This window comes from Acidimicrobiales bacterium, from assembly GCA_035533595.1.
Taxonomy (GTDB): Bacteria; Actinomycetota; Acidimicrobiia; order Acidimicrobiales; family Bog-793; genus DATLTN01.
This window is the reverse complement of the sequence record DATLTN010000053.1, coordinates 16,980-28,932: the sequence shown is the minus strand read 5'-3', so window position 1 is coordinate 28,932 and position 11,953 is coordinate 16,980. Positions and strand designations below refer to the sequence as shown.

Genomic DNA, 11,953 nt, shown 5'->3' with positions numbered 1-11,953 from the left:
TACGACGGCCGCCGCGGCGCGCTAAAGGGATTTGCCCGGCGCTCCGATCAGCTGGCGAGGAATTCCCACGGAGCCCTCAAGGTCCCGCCCCTGTCGGTCGATATATCCCATGGCTCCATCTGGGGCCAAGGGTGTGCGACCCGCAAGACGTGGGCCGCCAAGCGAAAAGTGAGGAAATGGATGTCTTCTCTCGTCGTTGACACGAACCTGTCCGCCATCTCGGCGTACAACAACCTGAACTCCACCGACAACGCGGAGACCAAGGCCATCGGGGAGCTCTCCTCGGGTCTTGCGATCCAGACGGCTGCGGACGGCCCCGCCGCCTACGTCACGAGCCAGGCGCTCGAGTCGCAGGCCAACGGCTACTCCGTCGCCATCTCCAACGCACAGAACGGTGTCTCGCTCGTGCAGACCGCGTCGGGCGCGCTGAACCAGATCTCGTCGATTCTCCAGACGATGAACCAGCTCGCGCTCTCCTCGGCCAACGGTGCCACCAACGACTCCACGTCGCTCGGTGCCAACCAGCAGGAGTTCCAGGCGCTGCAGGCCGACATCGACCAGATCGCCAACACCACCAGCTACGGCAAGACGAACCTCCTCGACGGGACGTTCACCAGCCAGGTGCTGCAGGTGGGCGCGTTCAACCTGACCAACCAGCAGGTCTCGGTGAGCATCTCGGCGGCGACTTCGGGTGCGCTCGGCGTCACCACCGGCTCGGTGGGCGTCGGCTCCGCGAGCTCCGCTCAGGCGGCGATCAGCGCGGTGCAGTCGGCCATCTCGACCGTCGACAACATCGAGGCGAGCGTCGGCGCTATCCAGAACGAGCTGCAGTCGATCGCCGCGAACCTGACCGTCGGCCAGCAGAACCTCTCTGCTGCTGACAGCCAGCTCGTCGACGTGAACATGGCCCAGGAGATGACCACCTTCTCCACGGACCAGATCCTGATGCAGACCGGCACGTCGATGTTGGCGCAGGCCCAGCAGGCGCCTTCGCTCGTGCTGAAGCTCGTCTGAGCTTGACGGACCCCCGGTCCCGGCTCCCGGCGCCGAAGTGGCGCCTGGGGACGGGGCCTCGGGACGGCAGTAGCGGTGCTTCGCCTTGTCCTCGGACGGGACGAAGCAGCGCGTAGGGCCGAGCGGCGGCCGAGGTGAGGGAGGTGAGGCGATGACCAACGTGGCGGGCACCACCTCGAGCGCCGCCGCGCCCCTCCTCGTGAACGGCATCGTCTCGGGGATCAACACCACCCAGGTGATCCAGGCGCTGCTGCAGGCCTACCAAGCGCCGATCACCAACCTGCAGAACGAGCAGACCAGCCTCTCCAACCAGTCGGGCGACTACCGCACGCTGAACTCGGACTTCCAGTCGCTGCAGACCGCCGCCGGCGCGCTGAACACCGCCTCGGCGTGGAACCTCATGACGGCGACCTCGCAGAACACCGCGGTCGCAACCGCCACCGCCTCGGCCGGCGCCACGCCGGCCACCCTCGGCTTCACCGTGAGCGCGCTCGCGCAGGGAAACGTCCTGCTCTCGAGCGGCAGTGTCACGAGCCCCGCTGCCACCGTCTCGAGCGGCGCCTCCGTGCTCGCCGCGACCGGTGGAGCGGCCCTCGGCTTCAGTGGCCTCGCCGGCGCAGGAGCGCTCACGATCGGCAGCCACACGATCACCGTCAGCCAGTCCTCGGCGGCGGCGACGCTCCTCGGCGGCGTGCCCGGCGCGAGCACCACGATCACGGGCGGCACCAACGACACGCTGACCCTCGACGTCGGGGGCGCACCGAAGACCCTCACCCTCGCGGCGGGCAGCTACAGCGCGAGCGGCCTCGTCGCAGCGGTGAACGCCGCCGCCGCGAGCGCCGGCGCCGCGGTCACCGCCTCGCTCTCGGAGAACGGCAGCCTGCAGCTCTCGACCGACGAGCAGGGGAGCGCGGCCACGCTCGGGGCCACCGGCGGCAATGGCCTCTCGACCCTCGGCCTCACGAGCGGCGCCAGCGCCACCGGCTCGGACGCGGTCGTCGCGGTCGACGGGACCTCGACGACGCTCAGCGCGATCAACCCCGGGGGCACCGTGACCCTGAACGCCCCGAGTGGGACGATCAGCGCCGCGGTCGCCACGCAGCCGGGGGTCTCGGGGGCGCTCGTCTCGGCCGGGAAGGCGCAGGCGGCGCTCGTGAGCACGGGGAACGGGAGCCTCTCCTCGCTCGTCTCCAACCTGAACGCCGCGGGCCTCGGCCTCACCGCGACCGCGGTCCAGGAGGCCTCGGGCCATTACCGCCTGCAGGTGACCTCGGACGCGACCGGTCTCGGCGGTGCGGTGAGCGTCGACTCGGCGCCGCTGTCGGGCGGCTCGCTCGGCTCGCTCTCCACGATCACCGCCGCGGCGGACGCCGCGGTGACCGTCGGCGGCGTCAACGGCTACACGCTCCAGTCCTCGACGAACACCTTCACCAACCTCCTGCAGGGGGCCTCGGTGACGGTCGCCTCGCTCGGCACCACGACGGTCACCGTGGCCCCCGACGCGAGCGGCGAGGCGAACTCGGTGTCGACCCTCGTGAGCGCCGCCAACCAGGCGCTGTCGGACATCTCGACCCTCGCCGGCTACAACGCGACGACCAAGACCGGGGGCCCCCTGATGGGCTCGGCGGTGGTCTCCGCCCTCCAGCAGTCGATCCTCTCCACCTTCGCGACCGCTGCGGGAACCTCCGGCCTCGGCTCGGCGACCGCGGTGGGAATCACCCTCACCCAGACCGGGACGATCACGTTCGACCAGAACGCCTTCGAGAAGGCCTACGCCCAGAACCCCTCGGCCGTGGCGGCGCTCTTCACCGCCGGGGGCACCTTCAGCCCCGCCTCGCCCTCCAACGCCGGGCAGGTGAGCCTCGTCTACGGGGACCCCTCGACCGCGACCGGCACCTACGCCGTCTCGCTCACCCAGTCGGCGGCGCCCGCGAGCGACCTCGGGGCGGTGCTCTCGGGGGGAACCGTCACCGCCGGCGAGAACCTGACGGTCACCGCCAACGGCGCGAGCGCCCAGTACTCGGTGAGCGCCGGGCAGTCCCTCGACCAGGTCGCGACGGGCCTCAACCAGCTGTTCGCGGCGAACGGCCTCTCCCTCTCGGCCTTCGTGAGCGGCGGTGACCAGCTGCAAGTGCAGAGCGCCGGCTTCGGGTCGGGGGCGACCTTCTCGGTGACGAGCGACTCGACCGCCCCGGGTACGACCGGCCTCGGCGGAGCGACGGCGAACACTCCGGCGACCTTCACCGGGACCGACGTCGCGGGATCGATCAACGGAGTCCTCGCCACGGGCACGGGCCAGGAGCTGATCTCGCCCTCCAAGGACCCGACGCTGCACGGCCTCACCCTGCAGGTCACGACCACGGGGGTGAGCTCCCCGACCGCCCTCGGCAACTTCACCTACACGCCCGGCCTCGCGCAGCAGCTGCTCACGATCTCCAAGAGCGCCTCGGACGCGGCGACGGGCTCGCTCTCCGACGCGATCAAGGGCCTCTCGGACCAGTCGACCGGCCTCAACAGCCAGATCGCCAACTACCAGCGCCTCGAGCAGGAGCAGCAGACCCTGCTCACGAAGCAGTTCGCGCAGATGGAGCAGACCCTCGGATCGGTGAAGAACGAGGGTGCCGCGCTCACCAGCCAGATCAGCAAACTGACGGGCTTCTGAAGATGACGACGACCGAAGGGCACTTCGAGCTCCTCCAGGCCGAGGCCTACCGCGCCCGCTACCTGGCCGACCAGATCGAGACGGCGACGCCCGAGCAGCGTCTCCTGATGCTCTTCGACAAGCTGCTCCGCGACCTCGACGACGCGGCCGAGGGTCTCGCGCACCGCCTGATCGAACAGACGAGCGAGGCGCTCGTGCACGCTCAGGAGATCCTCTACGCACTGCGCGACCCCCTCGACCGCGAGACCGCGCTCGGCGCGGCGCTCGCGGGCACCTACACCTTCTGCCTCAACCGGCTGGTGCAGGCGAACCTCACCAAGGACGCAGTCCACCTGCGCGGCGTGCGCGAGATGATCGAGGCGATCGCCAACGCGAACCGCCAGGCGGCCGCCTCGCTGGCGGTGCGCGGCAGCACCGGGGTCTTCGAGGGCGTGGCGTGACGGCGGGCGGGCGCTGGGACGAGGCGCTCGACGCCCTCGCGGCGCGCCTCGCCGAGCACCGCGCCGTCCTCGGCGGGGCGCCGGCGGCGCCGACCTACGAGCTCCCGGGCGACCTCGGCCCCTTCCCCCCGGCGCTCCTCGGCCGCGCCCAGGAGCTCCTCGGCGAGCTCGCGGAGCTCGAGGCCGAACTGGGGGCGCGACTCGCGGTGGTGGCCGGGCGCCTGCTCCGTCGCCCGGACCCTGTCCCGGTCCCGATCTACCTCGACGCCCGCGCCTGAGGCGACAAGCCGCGCGGGACGGGCCGCGGCGAGGCGGCAGCCGTTGCATGATGGCTTGGTGATCTCGGCGGTCGTCTTCGATCTCTTCGGCACCCTGACGGGCTCGGAGGCGAGCCGGGGGCAGCAGATCGTCGAGCTCGCCGAGGTCCTCGGCGCCGCCCCCGACGCACTGCGCGACGCGCTGCGCGAGACCTACGACGAGCGGGCCCGCGGTTCGCTCGGTGACGTCCGCGAACAGCTCGTGGCCCTCTCCGCGCGCGCCGGTGGCTCGCTGCTCCCCGAGGTCATCGACCGCGCCCTCGTGCTGCGCATGTCGGGACAGCAGGCGATGCTCGCCCCGCGGCCGGGCGCGATCGAAGTGCTGGCGGCGCTGCGGGAGCGGCGTCTCGCCATCGGCGTGCTCTCGGACTGCACCGACGAGATCCCGATCCTCTGGTCGGGGTCGGAGTACGCGCCCTTGGTCGACTGCGCCGTCTTCTCTTGTGAGATGGGAATGCGCAAGCCCGACCCGAGGATGTACCAGGTGGTCCTCGAGGGCCTCGGTACCCGGCCGGCGGACGCGCTCTACGTGGGCGACGGCGGGAGCTCGGAGCTGACCGGCGCGCTCGCCGCCGGGCTGCGGTCGGTGCTGTTCAGGAGCCGTGGGGACGCGTACTTCCGCTACGACGAGGAGAAGGATTGGCGGGGCGAGACGATCGAGGAGCTCGGAGCGGTGCTCGCCCTGCTCTACTGAGGGCCCCGACGTCGCCGCCCGGCCCCGGACCGGGCCCTCACTGCCCACCGCCCGCAGCGCTGATGCCGACGTTGTCGGGCTGATAGGCCCCGCAGGCTCTGTCTGCTGCCTGGAACTGCGGCGAGGTAGGCGCCAGGCCGGCGGAGCGGATGGACTGAATTCCGATCAGGCCGTTGCTGGCGGGATCGGGGAAGTTCGCGAGGCCGTGGGCGCGCATGCAGTGCGCCCACAAGAGCGCCTGCGCCTGGTCGTGCTGTCGCGCGGCCGGCGTGACGCGGCCGCCGTTCGGGAGCAGGTACCGACAGGTCGTGTTCGCGGCGGCGTAGCGCGGATCGCCGGGGTTGAGATCACTGCCCCCGCCGGGTGGAGGGCCTTCAGGTCGAAGTTGCCGCTGTTGTCGGGATCGGGCATGTCGGTGATGCCGTGGGAGCGCATGCACTTCGCGTAGGCGACCGCCCGGTCGTACGGCGACGCGCTGGCGGAGGGGTTGCGCGCTGCGGTGGTCGCCTCGGGCCGCCCCCGGTGCGCGCGACGCCGTGTGCCGGCGGCCCGCCACCGCACGCCGAGAGGCCGAACGCGAGCGCGGCCGACACCGCGGTGAGCACCACGGGCCGCCGGAGGCGGAGCGCCCGGCGGCGCCGTGCCGCCCGGCCTGGGCGTTGGGTGGCCCGAGCGCGCTCCTCATTGCTTCTCATACGGGCGGCCTCCAAGGTCGAGCGGTGCCGGCACCGTTCTACGAAGGGGGACGTCGCGCGTCGGCCGTGCCTGTGACGTGGGTGTGACCTGCTGGCAGGATCAGCGAGGTGGCGACGCGGGCCCGCAGGGACGCGGGCGCGCAGGTCTGCGGCGTTGCCGAGCAACCCATCGCGGCGGTGTCCGCGTCGTCCCCCGCCGTCGGGGACCGGGCCTCGGTCGTGGTCGTCGCCGAGCCGGCGTTCGCGACGCCGGGGGAGGCGCGCCCGCCGCCACAGGCGGCAAGGATCAGCCCCACCGTGACGAGCACCGTCGTCGCGACGAACGCGTCCCGCTGTCGTCTCGGCGACCTCCCGGTCGCGTGCCCGCTCTCCCCGGCTCCAGCATCTGAAGGCCAGTTCTAGGTCGCGGGGGGCCGGCGCCCGGCGACACTTGTGACCTCGATGTGGCCGGCTCGTCGTTGCGGGGAGATGCCGGGCCGGCTGGGTTCAGACGTCCCGGTGCCCCAACGACCACAGGGCCGCTCCGAGGGCGACGGCGGTCCAGGCGCCGAGCACGGCGATGCCGGTCCACGGCGAGAGCGGGTAGTAGCCGTTGCCCATCGTGTAGTCGCCGGCGACCTGGGCGAACCGGGGCAGGGTGCCCTGGATCGAGAAGCCGGCGACGGGGGTGAACCACAGCAACGAGTCGGCGCCCGAACGGAGCGATTCGGAAAGGACGATGAACGGCAGCGCGAAGGCGACGACGCCGGTGACGACCGCCCCCGAGCCACGGCGGGTCACGCTGGCGAGCGCCAGGGCGCCGATCGCGACCAGGGCGAAGAGGAGCCCGCTCCCGAGGACGACCCGTACCTCGGTGGCCGTGCGGAGCGGGAAGAGATACGTCCCGTCGGTTGCGAGCGCGGGGGCGCCCCGTTGCTTCGTGAGATGCTCTCGGCCGCCCGAACCGGATCACGAGCACAGGAGGACGAGACGATGGCGCGCAACGAGATCGCCGAGCAGTTGGACTTCAGCGGCAAGGTCGCCGTCGTCACCGGCGGCACCGCCGGCATCGGCGCCGGCATCGCGGGCGCGCTCGGCGCGGCCGGCGCGCGCGTCGTCGTCTGCTCGCGCAGCGAGGAGAACTGCGCCAACGCGCAGGCCGCGCTGGAGGCCGAGGGCGTCGAGGCCGCCGGCGTCGCGGTCGACGTGCGGGACGAGGCGTCGGTCGCCCGCCTGTTCGCCGCGACGGTCGAGCGCTTCGGCCGGGTCGACCACCTCGTCAACTCGGCGGGGGGAAGCTTCTCGGACACCTTCACGCGCGGACCGCTCGAGTCGCTCTCCGGCGAGGACTTCATCGAGTCCTACCGGTTGAACGTCGTCGGTGCCTTCCTCTGCAGCAAGACGGCCCTCCCGTACCTGCGCGAGGCGGGGGGAGGGGCGATCGTGCACGTGAGCTCGCTCTCCGGGCGATCCCCGAGCGCCGGGCTGATGGGCGCCTACGGGGCGAGCAAGGCGGCGCTCAACAACCTCACCAAGACCATGGGACGGGAGTTCGCACCGCAGGTGCGGGTGAACGCGGTCGCGCCGGGCCACATCGACACGCCCCGCACGAGCGCGAGCCGAGCGCCCGAGCGCCTCGCGGCGGTGATGAAGCAGATCTCGCTCGGGCGCGTCGGCACCCCGGAGGACGTCGCGAGCCTCGTCCTGTTCCTGCTCTCGCCCGCCGCGTCGTGGATCACCGCCGGCGTCTTCGACATCGACGGTGGTGACACGGGCATCGGCTGACTGTGAGGATCCATGCCACAACGGGCAGGGGCCGCTAGCGCACCGCGCAGCGGACGAGGTAGCCACGGCCGAAGAGGTCGCCGAGGCGCAACGCGGCCTGCTCGGCGAGCTGCTGCGGCGTGGCGCCGACCGGCGCCCCCCACGCCCGCGCCGCCGCTGCGGCGATGGTGCGCTCGCCGTCGAGCGCCGCGACGAGCGCCGCGGTCACGGGGTCGAGCGGCATCGCCGGGAGGCCGGCGCCCGCGAGGCTGGCCTGCCCCCCGGCCCGGCCCGTCGTGACGCCCGGGGCCGGCGCGAGCACGTCGCGCGAGAGGAGGGCACCGGGGGGGCCGAGGACGCGCGTTGCGCCGCCGCCCGTCACGCGGCGGCCGCGGATCGCCGCCGTGCACACCCCGGTGACGCCCCGCGAGCGCAGCGTCGCCTCGAAACGGGCGGCGAGGGCGCGCGGCTCCACGGCCGAGCCGTGGCGCACCAGCCGACCGCTGAGCTCGGCGAGGTAGGGCTGCAGCGGGTGGCGGTCGAAAAGGACGAGCTGCACCGCGAGCTCGGGGGCGAGCTCGGCGAGCTCGCGCTCGAGGAGCGGGCCGTCGTCGTCGCACTGCAGCTGCGCGAGGGCGACGAGCTCGCCACCGGGGTTGAGCGCCTCGCCCGCCCCGGCGAGCAGGCGGCGGATGAAGGTGAGGCCGTCGAGGCCACCGGCGGCGGTCACCGACACGCCCGCCTCGGGGAAGCTCGGCAGGTAGGGGGGGAGGACGGCGATGACGTCGACCCGCTCTCCGGCGAGGGGGGCGTAGAGGTCGCCCTCGCCGAGCAGCACCGGGTGCTCGACGGCGTTCAGCGCCCAGTTGAGCGCCGAGACCCTGAGTGAGAAGGCGTCGATGTCGGTGAGCACGGCGCGCGCCGCGCCGCGCGCCGTGAGCAGCCCCTGCGCCCCGCAGCCCGCCCCGAGGTCGAGGAAGGAGCGCCCCTGCAGCGGGCCGAGGAGCTTCGCGAGGAGCAGTGAGTCGCTCCCGAGGTAGGCGAGGGCGCCGACGCTCCCGCCCGAGATGTAGGTGGAGGGGGTGCCCATGATCACCTCGCCACCGAGCGCGGGGGCGACCACCCAGCCAGTCGTGCGCAGCGCGCCGCCGCCGCGGGTGAGGAGGCCGGCGTCGAGGAGCGCGGCCTCGGCGGCGCGGCTCTCGGGGGGCGCGCCGTCGTCGGGGACGGGGAGGCCGAGGCCGAGCAGGCGCAGCAGGCGACGGGGGAGCGCGGGGAGCTCCTCGACGGCCGCGAGGGCGCGCGCCGGCTCGGCGGCGAAGGGCTCGCCGTGGCCGACGTAGAGGTGCAGGTGCGGCCACGAGCACTCGTCGAGCAGCGCGCGCAGCTGCAGCGTCGCCGCGAGCTCGCGCGGCCCGGGCGCCGGCGGCGCGAGCGCGCCGCGGGGCGCCGCCGCTGCGGGCGGGGAGGTGGGGGCGGGGAGCAGCTGGGTCACGGGGTGCCTCCTCGTGTGCCCGCCCCGACGAGGTCCTCGTCATCGGGTCGCGGGCCGTCGGCGGGGTCGTAGGGGACGTGCGAGTGGGGGAAGGAGTGGATCGCCCCGCCGGTGAAGGTCGGCGGCAGCGAGTAGATGAAGGCGAGCAGGCGGGCGACGGCGACGTAGATCTCGGCGGGGACCGCACGGCCCGCCTCGGTCGTCGCGAAGAGGTAGCGGGCGAGCGGCGGGTCCTCGACGACGGGGATCAGGCAGCGCGCCGCCTCGGCCTTGATCCGCAGCGCCAGTGACCCCTCGCCCTTCGCGAGCACGACGGGCGCCGCGGCGCGCGCCTTGTCGTAGCGGAGGGCGACGGCGTAGTGGGTGGGGTTGGCGACGACCACGTCGGCGCCGCGCACCGCGGCGAGGGTGCGCGAACGGGCGATCGCGTAGGCGCGGCGGCGGAGGTCCGCCTTCACCGCCGGGTCGCCCTCGCGCTGGCGGGCCTCGTCCTTCACCTCCTGCTTGGTCATCTTCAAGGTGTCGAGGAGGTGTTTGCGCTGGTAGAGGAAATCGGCGATGCCGAGGGCGACGCCGAGGGTGGCGACGATGCGGATGAAGCCGAGGAGGTGGCTGGCGCCGATCCCGACGGTCGCGATCAGCGGCTCGGGGGAGCCGGCGGGGACGGCGTGCAGCAGCGTGGTGATCACCGAGGTGGTGAGCGCCCCGAGGAGCGCGACCTTCGCGAGCTGCTTCGCGAGGTTGACCCCGTTCGCCGCGGAGAAGAGGCGCTTCAGGCCCCCTTTCGGGCTGATGCGCGAGAACTGCGGGGCGAGCCCCTTCCCCGAGAGGTGCAGCCCCACCTGTGCGAGGTTGGCGACGCAACCGAGGAGGGCGAGGCCGCCGGCGAGGGGGACGATCACCTGGAGCACGGCCATCAGGCCGTGGCCGAAGACCGTCTCGGCCCCCTGCGGGCTCGGGTTGCGGGCGACGTTCATCGCCTCGTCCACGAGGTTGAGGACCTTGCCGCGCGCCGAGGAGAACAGCGCCGGCAGCAGCGTCGACGCGCCGAGCAGGCCGGCGAAGGCGGTGATGTCCGCGGAGCGGGCGACCTTGCCCTTGTCGCGCGCCTCCTTCTTGCGCTTCGGGGTCGGCTTCTCGGTGCGTGCGTGCTTGTCCGAGGTGGGCATCAGTGGGCACCGAAGAGCGCGCCGACGTCGTTCACCGCGTGGCTCACGGCCCCGGTCAGATAGGCGGGGAAGACGGTGATCGCGACGGCGACGAGGGAGAGGGTGAGGAAGATCTGCAGCGGCATGCCGAGCTGCCAGACGTTGAGCTGCGGGGCGGCGCGCGAGAGCAGCGCCAACGCGACCTGCGTCGTGAACAGCACGAGGAGCACCGGCCCGGCCATCTCGAGCGCCGAGGTCCACAGCGTCGCGAGGTCGGCGGTGAGCACGACCGCGAGCAGGTGCAGCGAGCCGAGGTCGAAGCTCTGCAGCTTGAACGAGTGCAGGAAGCCGGCGACGATCTCCAGGTAGCCCCCGGTGCCGAAGAGCAACAGCAGCGCGACCTGCTGGTAGAACTGGCCGACCATCGGCGTCTGGTTGGTGGAGAGCGGGTCGACCGCACCGGGCAGGTTGAGGCCCCCCGCGAGGTCAAGGACGCTCCCCGCGGCCGTGAAGGCCTGCAGGATGAGGTTGACGACGAAGCCCATCGCCGCCCCGGTGAGCGCCTGCAGGAGGATCGCGCCGATCAGCCCGGGGGTGTCGACGGGGAGCGCCGAGGCGGGGATCGTGGGGGCGGCGAGGATCGCGAGCCCCGCCGCCGAGCAGGCGACGGCGATCGGCGGGATCACCTTGATGTCCGAGAAGGCCGGCATCGCGATCATCCACGCCCCGGCGCGCACGAAGGCGAGGAGGAAGGCGATCAGCCAGGTCGCGTTGACCGAGAGCCCCACGGCTAACCGCCGGCGAGGAGCTGCGGGATGCTGTTGAAGAGGTTGTCGACGTAACCGATGTAGGTCGAGAGCATCCAGTGGCCGGCGGTCGTGAAGACGATGCCGACGGCGATCAGCTTCGGCACGAAGGTGAGCGTCATCTCCTGGATCTGGGTCACCGACTGGAAGATCGAGACGAGCAGGCCGACGGCCATCGCCGAGAGGACGATCGGCGCGGCGAGCTTCGCGGCCGTCGCCATCGCGTTGGCGGCGAGCGAGAGGGCGATCTGCTCGGTCACCGGAAGCTCGTCACGAGAGAGCCGACGACGAGGGACCAGCCGTTCACGAGGACGAAGAGCAACAGCTTGAACGGCAGCGAGACGAGGGTCGGTGGCAGCATCACGATGCCCATCGACATCAACGTCGCCGAGACGATCAGGTCGATGATGAGGAACGGCACGAAGATCACGAAGCCGATGATGAAGGCCGACTTCAGCTGGCTGAGCAGGAAGGCGGGGATGATCGCCTGCAGCGGCGCCTCGGCGGGCTGCGCGGGGGAGGCGCCCGCGAACTTGTCGGTCATGTTCAGCTCGTCGGTGCCGGTCTGCTTGAGCAGCCACGTCTTGAGCGGCACCTCGGCCTTGCCGAAGGCCTGCCCGGCGTTGATCCGGCCGTGCAGGTAGGGCTGCAGCGCGTCGTGGTTCATCGCCGAGAGGGTCGGCGTCATGATGAACAGCGAGAGGAACAGCGCGAGGCCGGCGATCACCTGGTTCGGCGGCGTCGTCTGCAGACCGAGCGCCTGGCGGGTGAGGCCGAGGACGATCGTGATGCGGACGAAGCCGGTGAGCAGGATGAACAGCGAGGGCGCGACGGAGAGCACCGTGACGGTGAGCAGGATGAGCAGGCTCGACGTCGGCTTCGCGAGACTGTTCCCGAAGTTCAACGTCACCGACGACGCGGCGAACAAGGTGGGCACGG

12 protein-coding genes are annotated in these 11,953 nt (G+C 72.3%); 6 read left to right on the top strand and 6 right to left on the bottom strand.

What is annotated here, in order from left to right:
* The first annotated feature begins 180 nt into the window (after positions 1-180).
* The 5 genes from VNF07_10140 (at position 181) to VNF07_10120 (ending at position 5,127) form a co-directional block, all read left to right on the top strand.
* Positions 181-1,014 carry a flagellin gene (locus tag VNF07_10140; GenBank protein ID HVB06590.1) on the top strand — a complete coding sequence of 278 codons (834 nt, stop codon included), beginning with the start codon at positions 181-183 and terminating at the stop codon, positions 1,012-1,014.
* Positions 1,015-1,165: 151 nt separating this feature from the next.
* Complete coding sequence (fliD, locus tag VNF07_10135; protein ID HVB06589.1) at positions 1,166-3,676, top strand: flagellar filament capping protein FliD; 2,511 nt, start codon at positions 1,166-1,168, stop codon at positions 3,674-3,676.
* A 2-nt stretch (positions 3,677-3,678) separates the two neighbouring features.
* Positions 3,679-4,116, top strand: coding sequence for a flagellar export chaperone FliS (fliS, locus tag VNF07_10130; protein ID HVB06588.1), 438 nt, complete (start codon positions 3,679-3,681; stop codon positions 4,114-4,116).
* The gene (locus VNF07_10125; GenBank protein HVB06587.1) at positions 4,113-4,394 is read left to right on the top strand and encodes a hypothetical protein; all 282 of its coding nucleotides are present in this window, start codon (positions 4,113-4,115) and stop codon (positions 4,392-4,394) included. Before fliS ends, VNF07_10125 begins: the two co-directional genes overlap by 4 nt.
* A gap of 58 nt (positions 4,395-4,452) precedes the next feature.
* Complete coding sequence (locus VNF07_10120) at positions 4,453-5,127, top strand: HAD family hydrolase (protein HVB06586.1); 675 nt, start codon at positions 4,453-4,455, stop codon at positions 5,125-5,127.
* Between the two features lie 1,181 nt (positions 5,128-6,308).
* Here the strand turns inward: VNF07_10120 and VNF07_10115 are convergent.
* Positions 6,309-6,602 (bottom strand): hypothetical protein, encoded by a 294-nt coding sequence (locus tag VNF07_10115; GenBank protein HVB06585.1) that lies wholly within the window; start codon positions 6,600-6,602, stop codon positions 6,309-6,311.
* A 192-nt stretch (positions 6,603-6,794) separates the two neighbouring features.
* Between VNF07_10115 and VNF07_10110 the strand changes: the two genes are divergently transcribed.
* Positions 6,795-7,586 carry an SDR family oxidoreductase gene (locus VNF07_10110; GenBank protein ID HVB06584.1) on the top strand — a complete coding sequence of 264 codons (792 nt, stop codon included), beginning with the start codon at positions 6,795-6,797 and terminating at the stop codon, positions 7,584-7,586.
* Positions 7,587-7,620: 34 nt separating this feature from the next.
* Here VNF07_10110 and VNF07_10105 read toward each other — a convergent pair whose 3' ends face one another.
* From VNF07_10105 to fliP, 5 genes are read right to left on the bottom strand one after another with little or no spacing between them, the layout of a single operon-like run.
* Complete coding sequence (locus VNF07_10105; GenBank protein ID HVB06583.1) at positions 7,621-9,060, bottom strand: methyltransferase; 1,440 nt, start codon at positions 9,058-9,060, stop codon at positions 7,621-7,623.
* A complete protein-coding gene (locus VNF07_10100) occupies positions 9,057-10,229 on the bottom strand; it encodes an EscU/YscU/HrcU family type III secretion system export apparatus switch protein (GenBank protein ID HVB06582.1) in 1,173 nt (390 codons plus the stop codon). The genes VNF07_10105 and VNF07_10100 overlap by 4 nt, the downstream gene beginning before the upstream one ends.
* Positions 10,229-10,996, bottom strand: a complete 768-nt coding sequence (locus VNF07_10095; protein HVB06581.1) for a flagellar biosynthetic protein FliR — start codon at positions 10,994-10,996, stop codon at positions 10,229-10,231. Before VNF07_10095 ends, VNF07_10100 begins: the two co-directional genes overlap by 1 nt.
* A 2-nt stretch (positions 10,997-10,998) precedes the next feature.
* The gene (fliQ, locus tag VNF07_10090; protein ID HVB06580.1) at positions 10,999-11,274 is read right to left on the bottom strand and encodes a flagellar biosynthesis protein FliQ; all 276 of its coding nucleotides are present in this window, start codon (positions 11,272-11,274) and stop codon (positions 10,999-11,001) included.
* Positions 11,271-11,951, bottom strand: a complete 681-nt coding sequence (gene fliP, locus VNF07_10085) for a flagellar type III secretion system pore protein FliP (protein ID HVB06579.1) — start codon at positions 11,949-11,951, stop codon at positions 11,271-11,273. The genes fliQ and fliP overlap by 4 nt, the downstream gene beginning before the upstream one ends.
* Between the last annotated feature and the right edge of the window lie 2 nt (positions 11,952-11,953).

Excerpts from the sequence above, each read along its gene's own strand:
- VNF07_10140 (HVB06590.1), top strand. The coding sequence starts at position 181 with ATGTCTTCTCTCGTCGTTGACACGAACCTGTCCGCCATCTCGGCGTAC.
- fliD (HVB06589.1), top strand. The coding sequence starts at position 1,166 with ATGACCAACGTGGCGGGCACCACCTCGAGCGCCGCCGCGCCCCTCCTC.
- fliS (HVB06588.1), top strand. The coding sequence starts at position 3,679 with ATGACGACGACCGAAGGGCACTTCGAGCTCCTCCAGGCCGAGGCCTAC.
- VNF07_10110 (HVB06584.1), top strand. The coding sequence starts at position 6,795 with ATGGCGCGCAACGAGATCGCCGAGCAGTTGGACTTCAGCGGCAAGGTC.
- VNF07_10100 (HVB06582.1), bottom strand. The coding sequence starts at position 10,229 with ATGCCCACCTCGGACAAGCACGCACGCACCGAGAAGCCGACCCCGAAG.